At 46.0% G+C, this 23587-nt stretch carries 21 protein-coding genes, 1 tRNA gene and 4 pseudogenes; 15 read left to right on the top strand and 11 right to left on the bottom strand.

All coding sequences use genetic code 11. The annotated features are described in order from the left end of the window. Positions 1-199: 199 nt before the first annotated feature. The 4 genes from PN466_RS18040 to psbV form a co-directional block, all read right to left on the bottom strand. Positions 200-592 (bottom strand): response regulator, encoded by a 393-nt coding sequence (locus tag PN466_RS18040; protein WP_271941941.1) that lies wholly within the window; start codon positions 590-592, stop codon positions 200-202. Positions 593-906: 314 nt separating this feature from the next. After that, complete coding sequence (rsmH, locus tag PN466_RS18035) at positions 907-1767, bottom strand: 16S rRNA (cytosine(1402)-N(4))-methyltransferase RsmH (protein WP_271941938.1); 861 nt, start codon at positions 1765-1767, stop codon at positions 907-909. Between the two features lie 15 nt (positions 1768-1782). Continuing rightward, the gene (gene psbV2 / locus PN466_RS18030) at positions 1783-2331 is read right to left on the bottom strand and encodes a photosystem II cytochrome PsbV2 (RefSeq protein WP_271941935.1); all 549 of its coding nucleotides are present in this window, start codon (positions 2329-2331) and stop codon (positions 1783-1785) included. A 108-nt stretch (positions 2332-2439) separates the two neighbouring features. Beyond that, entirely contained in the window at positions 2440-2931 is a 492-nt protein-coding gene (gene psbV, locus PN466_RS18025; RefSeq protein ID WP_271941932.1) for a photosystem II cytochrome c-550, read from the bottom strand. Positions 2932-3485: 554 nt separating this feature from the next. Here psbV and PN466_RS18020 point away from each other — a divergent pair. From PN466_RS18020 to PN466_RS17995, 6 genes are all read left to right on the top strand, one after another. After that, complete coding sequence (locus tag PN466_RS18020) at positions 3486-5462, top strand: AMP-dependent synthetase/ligase (protein WP_271941928.1); 1977 nt, start codon at positions 3486-3488, stop codon at positions 5460-5462. Positions 5463-5535: 73 nt separating this feature from the next. Further along, entirely contained in the window at positions 5536-5955 is a 420-nt protein-coding gene (locus PN466_RS18015; RefSeq protein ID WP_271941925.1) for a YlqD family protein, read from the top strand. Between the two features lie 116 nt (positions 5956-6071). Continuing rightward, positions 6072-7334 carry a dihydrolipoamide acetyltransferase family protein gene (locus PN466_RS18010; protein ID WP_271941922.1) on the top strand — a complete coding sequence of 421 codons (1263 nt, stop codon included), beginning with the start codon at positions 6072-6074 and terminating at the stop codon, positions 7332-7334. A 134-nt stretch (positions 7335-7468) separates the two neighbouring features. After that, complete coding sequence (locus tag PN466_RS18005) at positions 7469-8437, top strand: sirohydrochlorin chelatase (protein WP_390890032.1); 969 nt, start codon at positions 7469-7471, stop codon at positions 8435-8437. Then, complete coding sequence (sipA, locus tag PN466_RS18000; protein WP_271941916.1) at positions 8434-8658, top strand: regulatory protein SipA; 225 nt, start codon at positions 8434-8436, stop codon at positions 8656-8658. The genes PN466_RS18005 and sipA overlap by 4 nt, the downstream gene beginning before the upstream one ends. Positions 8659-8789: 131 nt before the next feature. Continuing rightward, a tRNA-Asp gene (locus PN466_RS17995) sits at positions 8790-8863 on the top strand. Positions 8864-9018: 155 nt separating this feature from the next. Here PN466_RS17995 and msrA read toward each other — a convergent pair. After that, on the bottom strand, positions 9019-9687 hold the full coding sequence (gene msrA, locus PN466_RS17990; protein WP_271941913.1) for a peptide-methionine (S)-S-oxide reductase MsrA: 669 nt from the start codon (positions 9685-9687) through the stop codon (positions 9019-9021). A gap of 225 nt (positions 9688-9912) precedes the next feature. Here msrA and ppk2 point away from each other — a divergent pair, with 225 nt between their 5' ends. From ppk2 to prfC, 3 genes are all read left to right on the top strand, one after another. Next, entirely contained in the window at positions 9913-10728 is an 816-nt protein-coding gene (gene ppk2, locus PN466_RS17985) for a polyphosphate kinase 2 (RefSeq protein ID WP_271941911.1), read from the top strand. A 75-nt stretch (positions 10729-10803) separates the two neighbouring features. Continuing rightward, on the top strand, positions 10804-11322 hold the full coding sequence (locus PN466_RS17980) for a DUF1993 domain-containing protein (RefSeq protein WP_278003138.1): 519 nt from the start codon (positions 10804-10806) through the stop codon (positions 11320-11322). A gap of 66 nt (positions 11323-11388) precedes the next feature. Continuing rightward, positions 11389-13005 carry a peptide chain release factor 3 gene (gene prfC / locus PN466_RS17975; RefSeq protein WP_271941905.1) on the top strand — a complete coding sequence of 539 codons (1617 nt, stop codon included), beginning with the start codon at positions 11389-11391 and terminating at the stop codon, positions 13003-13005. Between the two features lie 52 nt (positions 13006-13057). Here prfC and PN466_RS17970 read toward each other — a convergent pair whose 3' ends face one another. Then, entirely contained in the window at positions 13058-13219 is a 162-nt protein-coding gene (locus tag PN466_RS17970) for a hypothetical protein (RefSeq protein WP_271941902.1), read from the bottom strand. A gap of 72 nt (positions 13220-13291) precedes the next feature. Between PN466_RS17970 and mazE the strand changes: the two genes are divergently transcribed. Beyond that, positions 13292-13516: a type II toxin-antitoxin system MazE family antitoxin gene (gene mazE, locus PN466_RS26450; RefSeq protein WP_278003137.1), complete on the top strand. Its 225-nt coding sequence runs from the start codon at positions 13292-13294 to the stop codon at positions 13514-13516. Then, positions 13509-13883, top strand: a complete 375-nt coding sequence (locus tag PN466_RS17965; protein WP_271941899.1) for a type II toxin-antitoxin system PemK/MazF family toxin — start codon at positions 13509-13511, stop codon at positions 13881-13883. The genes mazE and PN466_RS17965 overlap by 8 nt, the downstream gene beginning before the upstream one ends. 214 nt (positions 13884-14097) lie before the next feature. Here PN466_RS17965 and PN466_RS26445 read toward each other — a convergent pair. Beyond that, positions 14098-14265: pseudogene (locus tag PN466_RS26445) on the bottom strand (NAD(P)/FAD-dependent oxidoreductase); the annotation flags it as partial. A 33-nt stretch (positions 14266-14298) separates the two neighbouring features. Here PN466_RS26445 and PN466_RS17960 point away from each other — a divergent pair. Together PN466_RS17960 and PN466_RS17955 are read left to right on the top strand one after the other, a co-directional pair. Continuing rightward, positions 14299-15801 (top strand): eCIS core domain-containing protein, encoded by a 1503-nt coding sequence (locus PN466_RS17960; protein ID WP_271941897.1) that lies wholly within the window; start codon positions 14299-14301, stop codon positions 15799-15801. A gap of 26 nt (positions 15802-15827) precedes the next feature. Next, positions 15828-16796 (top strand): polyprenyl synthetase family protein, encoded by a 969-nt coding sequence (locus tag PN466_RS17955; protein WP_271941894.1) that lies wholly within the window; start codon positions 15828-15830, stop codon positions 16794-16796. A 145-nt stretch (positions 16797-16941) separates the two neighbouring features. Here PN466_RS17955 and PN466_RS17950 read toward each other — a convergent pair. From PN466_RS17950 to PN466_RS26435, 4 genes and pseudogenes are all read right to left on the bottom strand, one after another. Continuing rightward, positions 16942-17208, bottom strand: a pseudogene (locus PN466_RS17950) (hypothetical protein); the annotation flags it as partial. 118 nt (positions 17209-17326) lie between these two features. After that, entirely contained in the window at positions 17327-19687 is a 2361-nt protein-coding gene (gene metE / locus PN466_RS17945) for a 5-methyltetrahydropteroyltriglutamate--homocysteine S-methyltransferase (RefSeq protein WP_271941888.1), read from the bottom strand. A 211-nt stretch (positions 19688-19898) separates the two neighbouring features. Further along, a pseudogene (locus PN466_RS26640) lies at positions 19899-20009 on the bottom strand (IS4 family transposase); the annotation flags it as partial. A gap of 741 nt (positions 20010-20750) precedes the next feature. Next, positions 20751-20918: pseudogene (locus tag PN466_RS26435) on the bottom strand (cation:proton antiporter); the annotation flags it as partial. A gap of 154 nt (positions 20919-21072) precedes the next feature. Between PN466_RS26435 and PN466_RS17935 the strand changes: the two are divergent. Together PN466_RS17935 and PN466_RS17930 are read left to right on the top strand one after the other, a co-directional pair. Continuing rightward, complete coding sequence (locus tag PN466_RS17935) at positions 21073-22161, top strand: hypothetical protein (protein ID WP_271941883.1); 1089 nt, start codon at positions 21073-21075, stop codon at positions 22159-22161. Between the two features lie 407 nt (positions 22162-22568). Next, complete coding sequence (locus PN466_RS17930; RefSeq protein ID WP_271941881.1) at positions 22569-23468, top strand: LysR family transcriptional regulator; 900 nt, start codon at positions 22569-22571, stop codon at positions 23466-23468. Positions 23469-23587 lie beyond the last annotated feature (119 nt).

Here is a 23587-nt window from a genome sequence, read left to right as displayed (position 1 = left end):
GAAGGGAGAGAGCTACAACAGAAACTGCTGTAAGGGTTTGAGTGCCTCAATCTCAGAATGGCTATTGAATCTAGTATAGTCTTGAACGTTTGAAAACAGCATTGTAAGGTAGATACGGTTTTCTGGAGTGTGAACCGAATCACCGATTAAAAGCGGAATGCTAAAGGAAAGATCTAGTGAGAAACCGCCCCTCTAGCTGTTATTGAAAACAACAAAACTGCCGTAGTCTAGCGGATTCTACTACTGACATGAGAATATCTGTAGCTACCGGTTTGACCAAATATCCATCTACCCCTAGATGGGATTCTTGATGTAGCCAACTGGGAGCATGACAATCGGTTAGGGCAATAATAGTCACACCACATTTTTGGGCTTGCCTTCGTAATTGATTTACAAAATCAGCCGACCATTGATGGCAATTTCCTGATAGAATGACTAAGGACGGAAGGGTTTGACTCGATAGAGTCACTGCTTGTTCGGGTGATTTGGCGATCGCGACTCGACAAGGGACATGATTGAGCAGCGATTGCAAGAGGTTGAAATCGTCTAACTCTTGCCCTAAGACTAAAACATTATTTTTTAAAGTTTCCATATTCCCGTTAAATCCCATAACTGGTGGCTCAAGAGCTGCTAACGGTTCCGATTCTCTTGAGATAGATATGTAATTGATCCTCTGACCCTATCATTTCAGAGGATCTCGATCGATCCCCCATAATTTCCAGTTTTTTTCGGTTTTACCCCGCGAAAATTCAATCATAAACATTTACTAAGATGCTTACAAGAGAAAAACTTACAACTATTCTAAGTTTTATAAAGAATTACATCGAAAGTTGAAACAGCTTAAGGGACTCGATCGAGGGTATAGGGCACAATAATGAACTCATTCCCCATTACCCGTACGTAGAACTATAGACGTTTTGCCAATCTCAATTTTGCCGATCGCGCACGGGGATTGTTTTGGATTTCTTCTGCGTGAGGAATTATCGGTTTTTTGGTCAAAACGGTAAGTTCTGCGGAGTCCTTAAAGTAATGTTTAACGCATCGGTCTTCTAGGGAATGAAAACTAATCACCCCAATGATTCCCCCAGGCTTTAACCAGTGTGAAGCGAGATCCAGAAACTGGGGCAAAACGGTTAACTCTTGATTAACTGCAATGCGTAGGGCTTGAAACACTCGTGTAGCGGGATGAATCCGCCCATGACGGGCGCGAGGGGGATAACAGGAGGCGATCGCCTGGGCCAACTCAGTCGTCGTGTTAAAGGGACGTTTGGCCACAATAGAGCGAGCAATACGCCGGGACAAGCGCTCCTCACCATATTGATAAAAGATATCGGCTAATTCCTTCTCATCCCCATGATTAATCAAATCCGCAGCCGTCAGGGATTGCTGTTGATTCATCCGCATATCCAAGGGGGCACTATGGCGAAAACTAAATCCCCGTTCTGGGATATCAAATTGGGCAGAACTAACTCCTAAATCGGCGATAATGCCATCAAATTGTTCAGCATTACCCGGATAATCAACAAAATTGCCATGCCAAAATGTTAGGCGATCGCCATACTCCGATAACGTCAGTTTAGCCGCATCTAGTGCCTGCGTATCTTGGTCAATGGCAGTTACCCAGATATCTCGACATTGGTCAAACAGCAGCAAGCTATGGCCTCCTCCTCCCACCGTCGCGTCCAGATATTTGCCCCCTGGACGCACGTCTAGACCTTCAATTAACTCCGACCCTAAAACAGGAATATGTACAAACTCATGCCCCATGACCTATTCCCTAATCTAAAACTCTCCAGCTCCCCAACCTTCCACTTTTTGAGCGGCACGAATCAGAAAAGCCGATAAATCTTCCAGTTCTTCAGAAGACATCCACTCTGGACTCACTTCACGGCAGGCATATTTTTGATAGTCCCCTTTTTGTTTTAAAGGAGCACGTAGATAACCCACCATGTTATTGATGTTATCCAAGGGAGGAGTAGAATTGTGCAGAGACTCTAAAGACAAAGACTCATAGTCACTCAGCAGGGTTGTGCCCCCTAAATGACAATTTTCACAATTTTTGTTAAATAGAGTTTTGCCTTCTGATAACTGATCCGGGGTCACTGTTTTCGTATTACCTGCCGTATCTAAGGGAATTTCTACCGGCTCTAAGGCTTTTAGGAAACGGATTACATAGCGATCTGAAGCGAAAGCTGAAGGGGTGGCTAGAGTCCAGAGTAAACCGATGGTTAAGGCGATCGCCATCACTGGACGCAGCCAACACCTCCATTGTCGCCCACTCTCAGCCAAAAAAACGTTTAAACCGAATTTGAATCGAGGGAAATTAATCATGAACTTTAGATAAATCAACATTAAGAGCAGCAGTACTCAAGACTGCTGCTATTGAATTGGAAAAAGTGCCACTCCTATCCCCAGGAGTCGGAGGGACTCTTTTGAGAATTAACGAGTATTTTTACCCGCTCCCCACTGATTCGGACGCACATTCATTTCCACCAGAATATAAGAGCCGATCGCTTTTAAATCCTCATCACTAAGGTTTCTCATTTCTGGGAAAATATCCGCACTCCGGGTACTCGGATGGAGTTCATAAATTTCAATCTCTCCATCATAGGTGGTGGGATTCTGCATATAGTCAACTAAAGCCGCTAGATTATCACGGGGGGGTTCTGCTCCAGCCATCGCCTCAACACCCAATCCCACATTCGGGTTGGTTTTGGTCATCCCTGTTCCATGACACTGGGAACAGGTATCCACAAACAGTCTCTTCCCTAACACATACTCATCTTGAGTAATTGTTGTGGTCTCGCCTGCTTGATCAACGGGAATAGTGCGGTTCTTTTCCGAAATATTGGCAGCCGTCGCACTCCCGACAACAACGTTCAGGGCCAGAAATACAGTGGCTAATATCAGCACAATGTATCGTTTCAGCATGGTTCTCCCTCAAAGACTATGACATTTTGTTATTGGAATTTTCAACACTTTGGCCTACCCAAGACCCATGAGTAGTTAAAGTACCTACTGGACTTGGGATTGTTACCTTCTATGTCGATCTTCATTTTGACATCCTCACCGCCCTGGAAGGACGGTGATTCCCAAACCTCACGATTTGGGTTCCTGCTTCTGTCCCTTGCGGGTTTTTCGCAACAGCTTTCTAGGGCACAATGCCTTTCGAGTCTGACATTCGCTCCACAGGCTGAAACGGTGTGTCCCACCGCCAAAAGCGCAATATGAATATCATGCCACTGCGGGGTCTTTAGACCAACTCTCCTGTCAGATTTTCACCAACATTAAACGAAAATAGGTTAATGCATAGTCTAGATATTTTGTCAATAGATAGGGCGTAGGCAGTAGGGGCGAAAAATAGGCAAGCTCCTACCCAGGGTTTGAGCCTTTGATCGCGCGGTTTTTCCTATTCCGGATTCCCGACTGCCGACTCCCCACTGTCTTATAAACTGGAACAAATTGAGTGTGGGATTAGAAAAAAGATGAGTAATGGGTTTGTGGCATCTGATTATCCGAATCTGTCAGTGCTAGAAAAGGCGAATTTAAGTCATGCCGTGAATTATAGTCACTTAGGATCGATCGCCCAAATTTGGCCGATCGCCGCCCAAAAGTTTGGCGATATTGTCGCCCTCGAAGATATCCATAGCCAACAGAAGGTCAGCCTAACCTATAGCCAGATGTACGAGCAAATGCAACAGGTGGCGATCGCTCTGCAACAAATTGGGGTTAATCCGGGCGATCGCATTGCCCTGTTTGCCGATAACAGCCCCCGATGGTTTATGGTTGACCAAGGAATTAAGATGGCTGGAGCCGCCAATGCGGTGCGAAGTTCCCAAGCAGATATCGACGAGCTGCTCTATATCCTCCAAGATAGCGGATGCAGTTTTCTGATTGTGGAAAACCTCAAAACCCTCGATAAACTGGCTCCTCGCTTAAACTCGATGACCCTACAAGCGATTATCCTCCTCAGTGATGAAGACCCCCCCGTTTCTTCTGGTGAGGCTCCTCTATATCTTAATTTTGGGCAATTATGCGACCGTGCCCAGGGAGAATCCTACCAACCGGTAGAACACAACCCCAAGCAGTTAGCAACCCTAATTTATACGTCTGGAACCACGGGAAAACCCAAGGGTGCAATGCTCTCCCATAGTAATTTGCTCTATCAAGTCAATACCTTGGCAGTCGTGGTGGCTCCCAATCCGGGCGATCGCGTCTTGAGCATTCTTCCCTCTTGGCATGTGTACGAGCGCACGATTGAATACTATCTGCTCTCCCAAGGTTGTTCCCAGCGATACACCAATATCCGCAACTTCAAACAAGACCTGAAGAACTATAAACCCCATTACATGGTAGGTGTCCCTCGGTTGTGGGAATCCATTTATGAAGGCATTCAGAAAGAATTTCGGGAACAGTCCCCAAGTCGGCAAAAATTAATCCAAATCTTTCTAGACTTTTCTGACCAGTATGTTTCCGCCAAACGGATAAAGGAACAACTAGAGTTAGAGAATCTCACCCCATCTGCTTCAGAACGCACCTCGGCTACCATTAAGGCGGCGCTGCTGGCTCCTTTACATTATTTAGGCGATCGCCTGATTTATCAAAAAGTTCGCCAAGCCACAGGTGGACAGATGAAACAAGTCATTAGTGGAGGCGGTTCCTTAGCCAAGCATATTGATAAATTCTTTGAAATGATTAACTTTGAGATTTTAGTCGGCTATGGTTTAACCGAAACGGCTCCAGTACTCACGGCTCGGCGGTGCGATCGCAATTTACGCGGATCGTCCGGTACACCCCTACCGGGTACTGAAGTGCGAATTGTCGATCCAAACACACGTCAACCCCTGCCCCAAGGCGATCGGGGATTAATTGTGGCTAGAGGCCCCCAAATTATGCAAGGCTATTATGGGAATATTCAAGCCACGGCTAAGGCCATTGACTCTGACGGATGGTTTGACACCGGAGATTTAGGTTTCCTCACCCCAGAGGGACAACTGGTGATTACCGGAAGAGCTAAAGATACCATTGTTTTAACCAATGGGGAAAATATCGAACCCCAACCCATTGAAGATGCTTGTACCCGCAGTCCGTATATCGATCAAATGATGCTTGTGGGGCAAGATCAGCGATCGCTCGGAGCCTTAATTGTGCCCAATGTCGAAGCCCTAGAGACCTGGGTCAAACAACATCATCCTGGCGATCGGGCAATTGCCCAAACCCTTGAGGATAGCACCTTGCAGCTCAACTTCGATCATGAAGCCATTCAAGAGCTGTTCCGAGCCGAACTCAACCGGGAAGTCAAAAATCGCCCAGGGTATCGCCCCGATGACCGCATTGGCCCCTTCCGTTTGATTACTGAACCCTTCTCCATTAACAATGGCATGATGACCCAAACCTTGAAAATCAAACGTCCCATTGTGAGAGAACAGTATCGCGATATGATTAACGGGATGTTCACTTAATCATCTTCAGAAACAGGATCGCCTGTTTTGACCCTCAATTGCACTGGACTTACACAGCGTGAATTTGCTAAACATGGATACCCAAAACCTGCTGCTCAAACGACCCGTTCGGATTAAAGTCATTGTGACTTCTCGATGGAAGGAAGAAGTTCAAGAACAACTCCAAAATCAACTCAACCAAATGGATACACAAATTCAACAGGTAGAGATGCAGGGCCAGAGCATGATTACCAATATGCAAACCCAAAATCCCCAACAGGTTACCCAGATTCAAGCCCAGTTGAATCAGAAGAAAAACGAGTTGCTGCAACAAAAAAATCAACTTCTAAACCAACTGAATCAGGTACAAACCCTAGAGTTAGATAAGGAAGTCGATCAAGGTCAAATGGATAGCTTCTTTACCATTACCCCAGGAGAAAACTTGATCCAGAAAATGCAGGTGGAAATTGTCCTCCGAGATGGGGTGGTCGAAGAAATTCGAGGTCAGATTTAGCCGAAATATAGACTTCTGGAAGAAGTCAGGCAAAAGGCAAAAAGCAAAAGGAAATAGGGAGCCACTGGTTTTTCCTATTCCCTATTACCCAATTAAATTTTAAGGATAACAGTGCCATGATTCATGAAGTGTTCATGCCTGCCCTCAGTTCTACCATGACTGAAGGCAAAATTGTTTCTTGGGAAAAGTCCCTAGGGGACAAAATTGAGAAAGGAGAAACCGTCGTTATTGTCGAGTCCGATAAGGCAGACATGGATGTGGAATCCTTCTATGAAGGCTATCTTGCCACCATTATTGTAGATGCAGGTGGGGTTGCACCGGTAGGAGAAGCGATCGCCTTCATTGCCGAAACCGAAGCTGAAATTGAAACTGCTAAACAACAAGCCAAAAGCGCTCCTGCCGCTGCTACCCCAGCCCCAGCCCCTGCGCCAGCTCCTGTTGCTGCCGCACCCGCTCCTGTTGCCGCAACGGCTCGCAGCAATGGCCGTACCATTGCTTCTCCTCGCGCCCGGAAATTGGCTAAAGACTTAAAGGTGGATTTAGCGACTTTAGTCGGAAGTGGCCCCCATGGACGCATCGTAGCCCAAGATGTCGAAAGTGCGGCTGGTGTGGCCCCCAGTGTAGCGCCTATTGCTGCTCCTGCCCCTGTTGCCGCTCCCAAACCTGTGGCTGCTCCAGCTCCAGCTCCGAAACCCGCAGTTACCCCCGGTCAGGTGGTACGCTTCAATACGTTGCAACAGGCTGTTGTCCGCAACATGGTGGCGAGTTTAGCAGTGCCCACGTTCCATGTTGCTTACAGCATTACCACTGATAACCTGGATCGGCTCTATAAACAGATTAAGTCTAAGGGCGTTACCATGACCGCTTTGCTAGCTAAAGCAGTGGCTGTGGTTCTGGCTAAACATCCCATCGTTAATGCCGGTTATACCGAAGAAGGCATCCAATATCCCTCCAATATTAATGTAGCGATCGCTGTTGCCATGGATGATGGCGGCTTAATTACTCCAGTACTACAAAATGCCGATCAACTCGATATTTATTCCCTCTCGCGCACCTGGAAAGATTTGGTTGCTCGTTCTCGCTCCAAGCAGTTACAACCAGTAGAATACAATAGCGGAACCTTCACCCTCTCCAATTTGGGGATGTTTGGTGTGGATCAATTTGACGCTATTTTACCCCCGGGTCAAGGTTCAATTCTCGCCATTGGTGCCTCTAAACCCCAAGTAGTAGCCATGGACAATGGTTTAATGGGTGTGCGCCGACAAATGACAGTGAATATTACCTGCGATCATCGTATTATCTACGGTGCAGATGCAGCCGCATTCCTTAAAGATTTAGCCGATTTAATTGAAAATAATCCCGAATCTTTAACCCTGTAGGAGGGCGATTCCCTCTAGATCGCGAGGGAACGTCTACACCTAGAATAACTCGACCTTATCCCCCATCCCTGCATAGCCCTCTGCCATAGGATTAACGTACTATGCCAGAGGGTTATCGTATCTTACGAGCTATCATGCAACTTCAACTTAAACCGTCTTCAATTCAATTATCTCCCTTGCCCATCAACCGTCCGTTGTTGATGATTGGCCATGGGAGCCGCGATCGCGAGGGGCGAGAGGCATTTATCGATTTTGCGGCTGCCTATGAAGCTCTAGACCCTTCTCGACCGGTAATTCCTTGTTTTTTGGAGTTAACAGAACCCACCATTCTAGAAGGCGTTAAACGCTGTATAGAGCAAGGATATACGGAAGTATCTGCGCTGCCGATTTTGTTATTTGCTGCCCGCCATAATAAGTTTGATGTCACCAATGCCTTGGATGCAGCGCGGTTAGAGTATCCGCAGGTGAAATTTCACTATGGTCGGCATTTTGGGATTACGCCCAGTATTTTAGAGTTATGGGGCGATCGCCTAACTGCCCTGGATACCCCAGAGTATCCCCGCGCTGACACCGTACTCCTCTTTGTGGGGCGCGGATCGAGCGATCCAGATGCCAATGGAGATGTTTACAAGTTAGCCCGTATGGTGTGGGAAGGAAGCGGTTATCAAACCGTCGAAACCTGTTTCATCGGTATTACCCATCCTCGCCTAGAAGAAGGGTTTCGTCGCGCTCGCCTCTATCAGCCGAAGCGAATTATCGTGTTACCCTATTTCTTATTCACTGGGGTATTGGTGAAGAAAATTGCCGATATCACTGCCGAGCAACAGGAACAGTTTCCAGAGATTAACCATGTGTGCTTATCTGAGATGGGAATCGATCCTCATTTAATGCATCTGGTGCGCGATCGCGAAATTGAAACCCAATTGGGACAAGTGCAGATGAACTGTGAGTTATGCAAATTCCGGTTAGCTGCTCTCGGTGATGGCGATCATTCCCACGATCACAGTCATCATCACCATCATCATCACGATCACGACCATCCCCCAGTCGATCCCTATGCCGATCCTCAAGCCTATCATCAACGCATTTGGCAAGTCCCATGAGTGAATCAAAAACCTTTCAAGTTGGCGATCGCGTGCGCGTGGTTGCCCTTCCGCCCTACGTCAAAACTGCCGAACCCATGCCCATGCTTCGCCCTCCCGATGTCATTCAACTCGGTGAAGAAGGCACAATTCTCGACTGTCGTCCCGGAGGCTATTGGGGCGTTCGCTTTACTGGGGGCGCATTTCTGATGGATAGCCAATACATCGAAGTCGTCTCCTGACAGGGATGAGGAAGATTGGGAAGATCGGGAGACAGCCCAATCTTCCCAATCTTCTCCATTCCCCAAAAAAAATTCTCAATTCTCTTGACAAACCTAAAAATTCATGTAACTATGGATATTGGCTTGATTAAGGGACTGTAGTTCAATTGGTTAGAGCACCGCCCTGTCACGGCGGAAGTTGCGGGTTCGAGCCCCGTCAGTCCCGTTAACCCCTCTGAATAGAAAAACGTTTCTCCTAGACTCACTGCCCGGCAAAATGTCTAGGAGTTTTTAAGTCTCACATAACCGATAGGGTGGGCAGGATATCGTTGGTGGAATGTGAATGCATATTGCAGCCTTCTCCTGCCCATGCCCTATTCCCTAATTCCCTATTCCCTCACCCATCGTTACCCCTGGACAAGAAACCTTCGTTCCTCCTAACCCACAATAGCCACCAGGATTTTTGGCTAGATACTGTTGGTGATAGTCTTCAGCATAATAAAACTCAGGCGCGTCAAGAATTTCCGTCGTAATTTCGTCATATCCAGCTTTCTTAAGCGCCTCTTGGTAGACTTGGCGGGATTTTTCAGCCCGTTCTTTCTGAGCTTCAGAATAGACATAAATCCCAGAACGGTATTGGGTTCCCACGTCATTCCCTTGGCGCATTCCTTGGGTAGGATCATGGCTTTCCCAGAAGACTTTGAGGAGACTTTCATAACTAATTTGCTGAGGGTCAAAAACCACTAGCACGACTTCGTTATGACCCGTTTTACCCGTACACACTTCATGGTAGTTGGGATTGGGGGTATATCCACCTGCATAACCCACAGCAGTGCTAAAGACTCCTGGTTGTTTCCAGAAACAGCGTTCTGCTCCCCAAAAACAGCCTAGGCCAAACACCGCCATTTCTAATCCCTCTGGGTAGGGAGGTTGAAGGGGGTTACCGTTAACAAAGTGTGTGTCAGGTACAGGCATGGGGGTTTTACGCCCTGGTAAGGCTTCTTCAGGAGTGGGGAGGGTGGTTTTCTTGCCTAATCCAAATAGAAACATAGATCAATTCTGACATTAAGGGACTGCTTCTATTGTTACAAAACTTTGTGAAGTTGGCATGATGCGGAGTTGAGAATATGGTGAAGACAGGAAGATGTAGGGAAACGAAGACACTCCAGACTCAGAGATAGACTCGCCTCAACTCATGAGGTATGACTCATTGCTGATACTGATTAATTCGTTCAGGATGATAGGCTAGGGAAGTAGATTGCCATGAGTAAATGCATGGGAAAAAAGAAGAAAGCGAGTGGACAAAAACCGTGTAAACTCTCCAAGAAAAAATATGAATCTGAATTAACTCAGCTTCATGCTGAATTGGTCAAGTTGCAATATTGGGTACAAGCCAAAGGGCTAAGGATTATTGTTGTCTTTGAAGGTCGAGATGCAGCCGGAAAAGGCGGTATTATTAAGCGCATAGTCGATCGCGTCAGTCCTAGGGTATTTCGCATCGTTGCCTTACCCACTCCTTCAGAACGGGAAAAAACCCAATTATATCTACAGCGTTATATTCAACATTTTCCCGCAGCCGGAGAAGTCGTCATTTTTGATCGCAGTTGGTACAATCGCGCTGGAGTTGAACGAGTGATGGGGTTTTGCACCGATAAGGAATATCAGCGTTTCTTGCACTATACCCCAACGTTTGAACAGATGATTGTCGATGCCGGAATTCAACTGATCAAGTATTGGTTGGATACAAGCAGGGCAGAACAAGAGCGTCGATTTCAAGACCGAATTGACGATCCGCGTAAAATCTGGAAATTAAGCACCATGGATGTAGAATCCTATCGACGCTGGTATGATTATTCCCAGGCTAGGGATAAAATGTTAAGGGCAACAGATACCGATTTTGCTCCTTGGTATATTGTGCCGGCTGATGACAAGAAACGGGCCCGCCTCAATTGTATTTCCCATTTCCTCAGTTTGATTCCCTATGAAGAGTTGCCGATTAAACCGGTGAAACTGGGCAAGCGAGATCTGAGCCATCAATATGACGATCATTTATCCTTGAAGGGTAGAAGGTTTATTCCTCAAAACTTCTAGATGATGGCTTATGATGGATCTCTTAGTTGGGTTGAGCAACGAAACGCAACTCATTCAGCCTTAAAGGAGCGCCAAATGCCTAGTCAGAATATAGATTCGATCAAAACGATCTTCCAAAGTCGCCTAACCACTCTCGAACACCTCCTAAAGTCAGCATCGGATCATTTTAGTGGCAGTGAGTCGTTTCTTCACAAGCGGATTGCAACGGATATGCTTCCCTTCAGTACACAAGTTGCTTTCACCTGCAATCAACCCCGGAACTTTGCCTTATGGTGTGAGGGCAAACCGATGGATAATCTCGATCCAGACGTTATCTCTCTGGCACAGGCATACGAACATATAGCAAATACCCAGAGACTTGTTTCTGGCATTAACGTTGAAGATCAAAAGCTAAGTGAGTTGGCGCGCATCGATCTCAATGAGGGTCGTTACATCGAGCTGTCGGGTGATGCCTATGTGAACGACTTTCTCATGCCAAACTTTTACTTTCATCTGGTGACAGCTTACGATATTCTTCGCATGGCTGGTGTACCCATTGGCAAGCAGAATTACATGATGCACTTAGTTCCACTGATCAAGTTGCCAAGCCAGTAGGGTGGCAGTGCTTACCCCTTGACTCCATTATTTTACCCATTACCAGCGCGAAGCGCTATATCCCTAATGTCTACTGATCTATCTACAGAAATACAAAATGCGGTTGATGGCCGGCGTAATTTTGCAATTATTTCTCACCCTGATGCGGGTAAAACCACGTTAACGGAAAAATTACTCCTCTATGGAGGGGCAATTCATGAAGCGGGGGCGGTAAAGGCAAGGGCAAGTCAGCGCCGAGCAACTTCAGATTGGATGGCAATGGAGCAACAACGGGGAATTTCGATTACCTCAACGGTGTTGCAGTTTGAGTATCAGGACTGTCAGATTAATTTGTTGGATACTCCGGGACACCAGGATTTTAGTGAGGATACTTATCGCACGTTGGCGGCTGCGGATAATGCGGTGATGCTGGAGGATGCGGCGAAAGGCTTGGAGCCACAAACCCGCAAGTTGTTTGAAGTCTGTCGAATGCGAAAAATTCCAATTTTTACGTTTTTTAATAAGATGGATCGTCCCACCCGCGAACCTCTAGAATTGTTGGACGAAATTGAGCAGGAGTTGGGGTTAAAAACGTATCCGGTTAATTGGCCGATTGGTACGGGCGATCGCTTCCAAGGGGTGTACGATCGTCGTACTCAGGAAATCCATTTGTTTGAACGCAATGCCCATGGTAAACAAGCGGCAAAGGATACCATGATTCGCTTGGGCGATCCGCGCATTGAGGAGTTGTTAGACCAGGATTTGTATTATCAGCTTAAGGAAGATTTGGAATTGTTGGATGGATTGGGGTCAGAGTTTGACTTAGATGAAATCCATGCGGGAGAGCTGACCCCTGTGTTTTTTGGCAGCGCTATGACTAATTTTGGCGTTCAGTTGTTTTTAGATGCATTTTTAGATTATGCGCTCAAACCAGGCGATCGCAAGAGTACTCAGGGTTTGATGTCCCCAGAGTATCCAGAGTTTACGGGGTTTGTGTTTAAGTTACAGGCGAATATGGACCCGAAACATCGCGATCGCGTGGCATTTGTGCGCGTTTGTACGGGTAAGTTTGAAAAGGATATGACAGTCAGTCATGCTCGCACTGGGAAAACGGTACGCCTCTCGCGCCCGCAAAAGCTGTTTGCTCAAGACCGAGGATCGGTCGATGTGGCTTATCCCGGGGATGTGATTGGCTTGAATAATCCCGGCGTGTTCGCGATCGGAGATACGATTTATACAGGTAAAAAGTTGGAATATGAAGGCATTCCCTGTTTTTCGCCAGAATTATTTGCCTATTTGAGAAATCCCAATCCCTCCAAGTTTAAGCAATTCCATAAAGGGGTAACCCAATTGCGGGAAGAGGGAGCGGTACAGATTATGTATTCGAGTGATGAGTCCAAGCGCGACCCGATTTTAGCTGCTGTGGGACAGTTGCAATTTGAGGTGGTGCAATTTCGACTGCTGAATGAATATGGGGTGGAAACTCGGACGGAGTTATTACCTTATTCTGTCGCTAGATGGGTACTCAATGGCTGGGAAATTTTGGACAAGATTGGCCGCTTATTTAATACGATGACAGTCAAGGATAATTGGGATCGACCGGTGTTGCTGTTTAAGAATGAGTGGAATTTTCAGCAAGTGCAGGGAGATCATCAAGATCTGAGATTGAGTGCGATCGCGCCCTTATCCTCTGGAATGAATTAACAATTCACTCTCATCTATGAATTCAGCAAACCCGACTTCGTTTTAAAGATCTCTATGTATGAAAGTAAATCCAGTTGAGATTTAGGTTAAAGGTAACACCCACTGCCTGCAATTCATTACGGATGCGATCGCCTCTCGCGTCAACCTCTGCCCGAAAGCTTTGTTCTTGAAGTTGTTGGGCAGCAGCTTCAGGTGGTAGGCGAAACAGTACCATCTTGACAATTAGCGTAGGATTAGCCAGTATGATAGTGTAGTCATACCAATTCGTCGTATACGATTTGCAGCCATGAGTAAGAAAGTCAGCATAACCTTGGATGACGAAATTCTAGAGTTTGTAGATCGGTTAGCAAGCAATCGTAGCAGTTTCATAAATGATATTCTCTGGCAAGAAAAGAGGAGGATTTTTATGAAGGAGCTAGAAGATGCTTACAAAGATCAGGCTAATGACCCAGAGTTGCAACAAGAAATTTCCGTATGGGATGTTACAGTGGGCGATGGTTTAAATGCCTAACGGACACTTAACCTACAAGCGAGGGGAGATATGGTGGGTCGATCTACACCCTGTTGTTGGTCATGAGACTGATAAAAAGCGACCTTGTCTGATTTTGCAAAATGATATTGGCAACCAAAATGGGGCAACGACAATAGTTGCTCCATTGTTGCCTGGGGCAAGGACTTATCCGTTTGTTGTGAATGTTACACCGACTGCCAAGAATGGATTAGATAACGATCGACACATCAACTTAAGTCAAATGAGAGCTGTGGATGCCCAGAGAATTAAAAATAAACAGGGTGATTTAGAGGAGATTTACTGGGAAGAGATTGAGAAAGCAGTATGTATTGAGCTTGGTTTTAGTTTAGCATTTAGGTCTTTGTAGCTTGCCTAACAAGCGGCTGCACGCGGAACGGGTTGTTAAACTATCGTTAAACCCAACGGAGATGAACCTTAGGACTATAAGTCATTTGGAGTAGGCGATGCAGATCGGTTGATGTTCATCGGCAATCTTCGATAAGGGCAAAATATTGGCTAGAATTCATCCCAAGTCTTACGGACTTGCTCTTAGCATTGACCTTGTGTTAGGGCCTCCAAATCAAGGTGTCTCCTTCATCTGTCACCTCTTCAACAAAGCCTCGGAGATGATCCGCACCCCAGTCGATCGCCTGTTTGCTTCCATGATTAAGAATATTTCGACCGGGGGTATCGGGATCGAGTCCCGCATAGTTACGTAAATCTTGTATCCATAACGATCGCCCCTTACCTTACAATTAAGGGGATGCTTGCCAAAACCTGCCATGAGTCGCCAACATCAACCAAAGACTTCCGCTCACAAGGCAAAACCCCAGTTTGCTGCACCTCCTGTCATTCAGCCGAAAGCAACGAAGAAGAGGAAACCAGAACTTCCAGAGTGGAAACCCGGGGGGAGTGGTGCCGTAAGTCCTCTGCAACGGCTGATTGACAGCAAAGTTGCGCAAGCTAAGTTGACCATCGGTCAACCTAACGATCAGTATGAACAACAAGCAGATGCAGTAGCCAAAGATGTAGTACAGCGGATTAATTCGCCTGTTTCTGATGCACCCCAGGAAACACAGGAAAATAATTTGCAGATGAAATCCCTACTGCAACGCAAAGAAAGCCAAGAACCACCAGAAAATAAAACCGGATTACCCAATCGCTTGAAAGCTGGGGTAGAAACACTTTCTGGCATCTCTATGGATGATGTCAAAGTGCATTATAATTCCCCTGAACCTGCTAAATTACAGGCTGCTGCCTATACAGAAGGTACAGACATTCATGTAGCCCCAAAACAGGAAAAACACCTTGCTCACGAAGCCTGGCACGTTGTACAACAAAAGCAAGCGAGGGTCAAACCTTCTGTACAACTGAAAGGGATTAAAGCCAATGTAGATTCTAAGTTAGAGCAAGAAGCCGATGTCATGGGAGCAAAAGCGGCTCGTCTTTCCAATGTCGTTTCTCGTTTACCCGATCGTAATCAAGTAGAATTGAGTCGGGAAAAGCTAGGACAACCGTCACCGATCCAAGCTCAACCTGTGAAACAATTTAAAAATGGGGGTAGTAGCAGCAGTGGCACAGAAAGCGGACCACCAAAGAAAAGAGAATTTGATATAGACCGGGACGGGCAAAAATTTCCATCCGGTTACAGTAAATTGATCGATAAAGTGGAGAAAGACCCCAAAGGTGCAGAGATGCCCTCAAAGACTGTAGAATGCTTCAATCTCGAACCTGTTGCTACGGAAGAAGTGACCACTTGGTTTGACTTAGGGACACACTTCGAGAAAAAAGATGTACCGACTGTTGTCTATCGACCGAAATCAGAAACTGTCGTCTATCACACAACAAAAAAAGAGTATGTCGATTCTATTCTGTCTAAAGGTTTAGATCCAAGCTTTGGCGGTAAAGAGGGAGCGGTGGGAACAGCAGGAGAGGCCAATGCACCGCATTATATTTATTTAGGCCACAATATGTCGACCGCTAAACAGGTGGCTCAGAACTTTTTCGGGGGTTACGATGGAAAAATGACAGTTTTGGCAGTCACTATTACTCCAGATATTCTCTTTGTTCGAGATCCAGATATGACCAGTGCTGTCAGAACAACAGCTAAGTTAACGAATATAACAGAATTCGCTGATACTTATAGTTTTGAAGGATATATGCCTCTAGAGAAAAGAATTAAGGAGGGTCGTCCCTTTGAGTGGGATCCAAATGATTCACGGGACGCACTAACACTGGCAAGACTTCGAAAGAAACAGAAAAAGAAAGATAAAAAAGGAATGTAAAGAGGGTGGGAGAATTTTAGTCAAAGATGAATCAACTTTCTGTGGATTTAAAGGAGATTTTGGCGGAAATTCGTCATTATGCTATAGAGATCGCGCAACAAGAGTGGCAGGAATTGGGGGATGCGATCGACAAATTTCTGCCCAACCCCCTTAACCCCTTTTTTCTGCTTCCTATGGTGACTGGGATAGGATGTCATGGGAAACGAGAGGAACTGACTCGCACTGCTGCTGTGGTGACGTTGTTGGATATCTCTTTTAGAATTATGGATGATTGCGCGGATCGCGACGATCCGACTTCTTTGGATTGTCAGGTGGGTATGGGTCGGGCAATTCATTATGCAATGGCAATCAATGCGATCGCCACCCAGGAATTATTGAATTTTGCGATCGCGCAACCCAGTTCCAGTGACTTAATCCCATATTATTTTCAATCATTCCTGCAAGTTTGCCAAGGACAAGATCGAGATTTAAAAACCAATGTCAACTCCTTGCAAGAGTATCAAGACCTGATTAAACTCAAAACCCTACCTGCTTATCAATTTGCCACCGTTATCGGTACTTGTGTAGCTGCTGCTGACCCCCAACAACTGAATGCTGCTGCTGAATGTGGTCAACATTTAGGATGGATGACCCAAATGTTAGATGATATTGAATCGATTTGGTTTCCCACTGTGGAAAATCAACGAGAAATCGAAAAAAAAACATTTCCAGTTCTTTTGGGTTTATCCCTCGATTATCCTAACGCAAAACGTTTAGAAAAGATGTTTCACCAAAAACAATACCACAGGAAGACAATCTGCACATTGCTGGATGAAATGGATATTCGGACTCGCTTAATTCATTCAGCACTAAATCATCGAGATGAAGCCCTTAAATCTCTTGAGAATTTACCCAATTCAGAAGGAAAAGCAATCTTACAAATTTGGATTGATTGGTATTTGGGTCAGGGAGAACGGTTATTGCAACCCATTGAACCCGATAGTGTTAGTCCATAGAAAACAAGTGACAACAGACGATGACTGAGACCAATTCTTTATGAAACTGCAACTTTCACGGCCTAACATATGTAGGGGCGATTCGCGCATCGCCCCTACAACGTCGGTAGAAAGCAATAAAGCGTATCTTCATACAGAAATGCAGAATGGTATGAGCATTCATAAAGTGATGGGGCAAAATTGCAGTGAGAGTCGCTGCCCAGGCATTCAGGAACGGCGCCAGGCGAGAGAGTCCGACAAAATGGGTTTTGAAAGATTCTCCGCCAATCCCCACTGTTGGAGAATTTGTGCTACAAACGATCGCGCCGCGCTTCTGACTGAGATGACCAGCCCAAGCATTATAGCCAATGACCAGCAAATGACTGGCAATAAAATCTTGATGCCAATTCGATCTATCGTTGGTTTCACTCATTAGAGATCTCTTTTTATCCGATCAAACCCCTATTGAATCAAAGATTACAATAGGGGTTTGATCGGAAATTATGCTAAATTGCCCCAAATCGCAGCTTCGCTACTTTAGGAGCAACAACCTATTTGGAGGCCGTAGCACGAAGTTTTGATGCAGTCTCGACCATGTTGATGAGCGAAGGCTTCACTTCCGACCATTGACGGGTCTTGAGGCCACAATCTGGGTTGACCCAGAGGTTTTTACGCGGGATCACAGCTTCCGCTTTTGACATGAGGTTGCTCATCTCATTGGTGGGGGGTACTCGTGGCGAGTGGATGTCATAGACACCTGGACCGATCTCATTAGGATACTTGAAGTCCACGAAGGCATCGAGCAGCTCCATATTTGAGCGCGAGGTCTCAATCGTGATCACATCGGCATCCATAGCGGCGATCGAGTCGATGATGTCGTTGAACTCGGAGTAGCACATGTGAGTGTGGATCTGGGTATCATCCTTCACGCCACAGGCACTGAGGTGAAAAGCCTTAACCGCCCAGTCGAGATAGTTATCCCACTCGCTGTGGCGTAACGGCAAGCCTTCGCGGAAAGCCGGTTCATCGATCTGGATGGCAGCAATTCCGGCGGCTTCGAGGTCTACCACTTCATCGCGAATGGCTAGGGCGATCTGATGCGTGGTGACAGAGCGCGGCTGGTCGTCGCGCACGAAGCTCCACTGAAGGATTGTAACCGGGCCGGTGAGCATTCCCTTCATCGGGCGATCGGTGAGCGACTGAGCATACTCAGACCAGTAGACCGTCATCGGGTTGGGACGGTTGACATCACCAAAAATAATCGGTGGCTTCACGTAGCGAGTACCAAAGCTTTGTACCCAGCCAGTGCTGGTAAAGGCAAAGCCTTCGAGATTTTCACCAAAGTATTCCACCATGTCATTGCGCTCAAACTCGCCATGGACGGGCATATCGACTCCGATCTCATCCTGGAAAGCAACGCATTTAGCGATTTCGTCCTTCAGGAACTGGTCGTAGTCGGCATCACTGAGCTTCCCTTTTTTCCACTGAGCGCGTGCATAACGCACTTCTTTTGTTTGAGGGAATGAGCCGATGGTTGTGGTCGGGAATTCCGGCAGATTCAGCTTGGCATGTTGCTTGGGTTGGCGTTCGACGAAGGTCGAGGCGCGATCGAAATCGCTGGGTTTAACCGCAGCAAGGCGCTTTTGCACGGCATCATTGTGGATGCGCTTGCTGGACTTCCGGGAAGCAGCGGCGGCACGGTTGGCTTCCAGAGCTTTCTCCACAGTGCCGACTTGATCGAGAAGCTGCCGGAGTTCACTGACTTCTGTCAGTTTCTCGTCGGCAAAGGCTAGCCAGCTTTTTAGCTCGTCATCAAGCTTTTGTTCGTTTTGCAGGGTAACGGGCGAATGCATCAGCGAGCAGCTCGGTGCGACCCAGAGCCGATCTGCACCAACAGCGGCCTTGGCCTTCTTCAAAACTTCTAGTGAAGCATCGTAATTGTTCTTCCAGATATTACGACCTTCGACGATTCCGGCGGAGAGAATTTTGTTCTCTGGGAAGGTGGCCAAAACAGCGTCGATGTCTTCCGAACCCCTGACGAAATCAAAGTGCAAGGCATCAACGGGCAACGCGAGGTAGTTATCAAGATTATCTCTCACACCACCGAAATAGGTGGTGACGAGCAACTTAGCGGAACCTTTGGCCTTGGAGAGGCGATCGTATGCTGCTTTCAAAGCGTCGCGCTGGAGATCGCTAAGATCGGTGGAAACAATCGGCTCATCGAGCTGTATCCATTGCGCTCCGGCGGCTGCAAGCTTGTTGATAATCTCTTCATAAATGCAGAGAAGGCGATTGAGGAGAGTCAACGGATCGAAATCTGGGTTGCTAGAATCGAGTACCTTGCCTAGGGAGAGGTAAGTTACGGGGCCAATGAGTACCGGCTTCCCATTCATCCCCAGCTCCTTAGCTTCCGCGAACTCATCGAAGACTTTGGTGCTGCTCAGGGAAAACTTCGTGTCCGCCCGAAACTCAGGCACGATGAAGTGGTAATTCGTATCGAACCACTTGGTCATCTCGCTGGCGAAAGTGGAAATTTTGTTGATTTGGCAGTCCTTCTCGTCTTCAACCAAAGAAGCGCCGCCCTCCGTACCACGAGCGATGGTGAAAACGGTGTTGATATCCGTCTGCCCGCCTTGCCACTGGAAGCGCGACGGCACATTGCCAAGCAGGCAGCTCATGTCGAGTATTTGGTCGTAAAAGGAGAAGTCGTTGACCGGGATCAGATCGATTCCGGCGGCCTGCTGCTTTTTCCAATTGGTTTCGCGCAAGGTCTTGCCCGTGGCAATCAGCTCGGAAAGAGGTAGGTTGCCTTTCCAATAAGCTTCCGTAGCCTTTTTTAATTCACGCTTGGCTCCAATACGAGGGTATCCCAGCGAATGTGTTTTGATAGGGGTCTTATGGCTGTTACTCATAGAACTTAGCTCCGATGTGAGGGTATTTCAGCAAATTTCTTTTGCTGTTTTCCTGGTTGCTTATTGGCATGAAAATTATGGTATCAGCCTTAACCGATGAAGAAAAATGGTATTTACTCATGGAATAATGAACACAATTCATGGAAAGCTGATGGCATTTCTCGAACGCAGCCACGGAAAGAGAGGCGCGAAAGGAGCAGGCACGAGAACAATCCTCACCGATGAAATCTCGCTCTGCGGTCAGGCAATCAACCTTGACGTGACTGAAGAGTCTCTCGAAACGGTCGAGCAAGTCCATGCGCTCGTCGCTGTTCGAGTTACCCTATGTGTGGTGGAATGCATCAAGTTAGGAAAAAAACTTTTAACTCTAAAAATTCAGAAATGGAGTTTTGAGATCGTTTTAAAGCTGTAATACTAGTCCACTCCATAATTTTCTGCCTTCATTTTTTTATGGCTTCCAGAACAGCAAATACAGAACAAAACTTAATAGATAATGCGGGAACAGAGAACGATCACTCCCATCTAATCTCTCAGTTTTGGTAGCAATGGCAAGAAAGTCGAGACCAGCTTTATCGTTGCTGTCTCAAGATGATGAATTTTAACCGAATTTAGTTGCCATTCCATTAATCCATCAGGCGATCGCCCTATTTCTCCATCACAACCAGAGGTAGAGAAGTCAGAGACTGTTGATAGCTCAGAAGAGTTAGATCGAGTACGGATAATTAGTGATGAAGAAACAGATCTTCGTTACACAGGAGAAATCTCTCTATTTTCTCCTTTACCCGCTCCCTTATTGATAATTATTCAACTGGAGATGATATTAAAGGCGATGGTTTGTTTAAATATTACTGGTGTTGTTAATGTTAGTAGAGACCCATGTCCAGACTTTCTGTTTTTTGGCAGAGTTTTATGCAGGGTGTGGGATGGAAAGGCTGTATTGGAGCAATCGCTCGATATTGGAAGTGTTGCGCCAGAAGTTTATTTGACTTCTATCAAGAGCTTCTTCATTCAGAATATATCGCTAGAAATTTGTGGATCACTATAAGGTGTGTCGATAACTTTTAACAACATATCCACCAAGGAGTGAAGTATCAACGACAGCTAATAAAACAATAGGACGAGCGATCGCTACTTTTGTCGGATCGACTTCTTCTGTTTGTAAGAGTTTAGGTGCAAACGTAGGTATTGCCCAAGCTCCTAAGGGTGCTGTGAATAATATGGATTGAGTGGCGTTTTCTCTCTATCAAGATACTCTGTTTTCCGATCGAGTTGGATTATAGGATATAAATTTAGGAAAAAATATCTAACTCTAAAAGTTCAGAATTCTCTCTGGAAAATCGTCTAAAGATTACAGTCAACTTAAATGAGTAATTGGAGACTTAAATATGATTGAGATATTCATTGAGCCACACCAAAAGTTCGGCCAGCCCCCTATTGAACCTAACGAACCTAATCCTATAACGGTAAAATTACTACCTATTGGTGGGAATGTTGAGGAACCAACTTTTTCAGGTATTGGAGACGGTAATCAGCGATTGGTTGATGCAAAAAAACTTGTTGAAGCATGTACAAATTACATAAAAACAACAGTGATAGGAACTCGATTTCCTGGTATTTTCTTTATTTACCGAGGAGTAGCGATTGGTGGATTGCAGCATGGATTAGGTGGGTTTGCATCCAAGCCTCTTACTGTAAAAGAGAAAAGCATTGATCCTGCAATAATTCAAGGCAATGATGATTTTAATCGTTTAACTGGATTGGTTCCTATTCAAAAAAAACTTGGAAAAAAAGGCAAGGAAGATGATCCTTCATGTATTGCTCTAACAAATCAAGAGGGAGCGTACAGAATTGTCAAAACAGACACAAGTTCAGGAAATGTAAAATCATACTTATGTTGTGGAAATACAGATCGTCAATTTTCATGGGAAAATACGATGAATCCTAACGGGAAAACATTATGCACTTTCCTTGGAAATACATCTTGCCCGTACTTAGCCGATTGGGATCTTGTTCTGGTGGGGGTTACAAAACAAAGTATAAGACAGGATAAGATTGGAGTTTTTAATGTAGTAAAGCATCAAGAAGCTGGATCGAATATGTATCAAATTATTCCCCAATGGCTTCTGGACTGCATAAAAGCTCAACAAATACCTATTTATACTCACGTTACACAACACGGACCTGAATCACTTTATTGTGGGAACGATATTACACAACAGAATGAACAGTTTATTGTGCTAACTCATCCCAACGCTAGCCGTTCTGGTCTGGATAAAGTCACTCATGAGGTAATTAATAGAGAGAGTAAAATGTCAGAAGAAACACCATGGTCTCTTGTACAAAAATATGTACAAAATACTTTTGTACAACAATATTTCCTGTATCAGTTCGAGGAATTTAATGGAAAAGAAAACAAACCGAATAGTTTTGATCAAGCAATCCATACGGTAAACCAAAAACTACTCAGAGGATGACAACAGGCGTTAATCTAAGGCTACGCTTGGCTTTGAGCCTTTAAGATGCCCAAAAAATCTCAGCGATTTTTTGGGCAAGTAACTCTCTAAACTGATGCTATGGTTATGCGATCGCGACCATTGAGTTGATGTTTTCAGCAAAATACCACCGAAAAAGGTCGCCATAGCGACCTTTGAGCTACCTTGTCTTCAATTCATGCTTGGCTCCAATGCAAGGGTATCCCAGCGAATATGTTTTGATATGGCTTTTACTCATAGAACTTGGCTCCGATGTGAGGGTATTTCAGCAAAAGAAATTTGCTGTTTTCCTTGTTGCTTATTGGCATGAAAATTATCATACCAGCCTTGACCGATGAAGAAAAATGGTATTTACTCATGAAATAATGAACTAAACTCATGAAAAGCTGATGGCATTTCTCGAACGCAGCCACCTTGAGATCGTCCGCGCAGTTGAACTGCATGGGACTATGACCGCCGCCGCAAATGCGCTACACCTGACACAATCGGCCCTGAGCCACAGTATGCGTAAGCTCGAAGATCGGATAGGGGTAAAGCTTTGGTATCGGGAAGGACGCAGCCTTCGCCTCACTCCGGCGGGAACCCACTTGCTGGCCACGGCTAACCGCCTGATTCCGCAGTTCGTCCACACAGAAGAACAATTAGGACAGTTCGCTCGTGGCGAGCGGGGAACCTTACGAATTGGTATGGAGTGCTACCCCTGCTATCAGTGGCTACAGAAAATCATCGCCCCCTACTTGCGCGCCTGGCCGTTGGTGGATTTTGAGGTCAAACAGAAGTTTCAATTCGGGGGAATTGGGGCACTCTTCGATCGCGAGATCGACTTGTTGGTGACACCCGATCCACTGCAAAAAAAGTCACTGCATTTTGAGCCAGTCTTTGACTACGAGCAGGTTCTGGTGGTCTCTTCGGATCATCCACTGGTCGAGAAGGATCACGTCATGCCCCGGCAGCTTGGCGAGGAAGTACTTTTTACCTATCCGGTTTCTCGCGATCGCCTAGATATCTACACCGGCTTCCTCGCTCCCGCGGGCAGGACAGTCAGAAAACAGAAAGTGGTCGAGAGTACGGACATCATGCTGCAAATGGTTGCCTGCGGACGCGGAGTGGCGGCTCTACCCCGCTGGCTGGTCGAGGAATTCTCTGAAAAATATCCTGTGCGTGCAGTGCGACTAGGTTCCAGGGGTATCCAAAAGCAAATCTTCTTGGGTGTCCGTCGCACCGATCTCGAAGTTGATTATCTCAATGCATTTATGGAACTGGCTCGTAATTACAGTGAGCATCCTTGAATCGATGCAGATTGTTGATGAGAAACAGACGGGTAACTATAGTTGATTCAATTAACACTGAGACACTCTAATCTGTCTACAATAACGGTAACGGTATAGGTAGGGGCGAAAAGTTTTTC

Origin of the sequence: Roseofilum reptotaenium CS-1145, assembly GCF_028330985.1 — a bacterium.
In the GTDB taxonomy this organism is placed as follows: domain Bacteria; phylum Cyanobacteriota; class Cyanobacteriia; order Cyanobacteriales; family Desertifilaceae; genus Roseofilum; species Roseofilum reptotaenium.
This window is presented reverse-complemented; position numbering and strand designations above follow the sequence as displayed.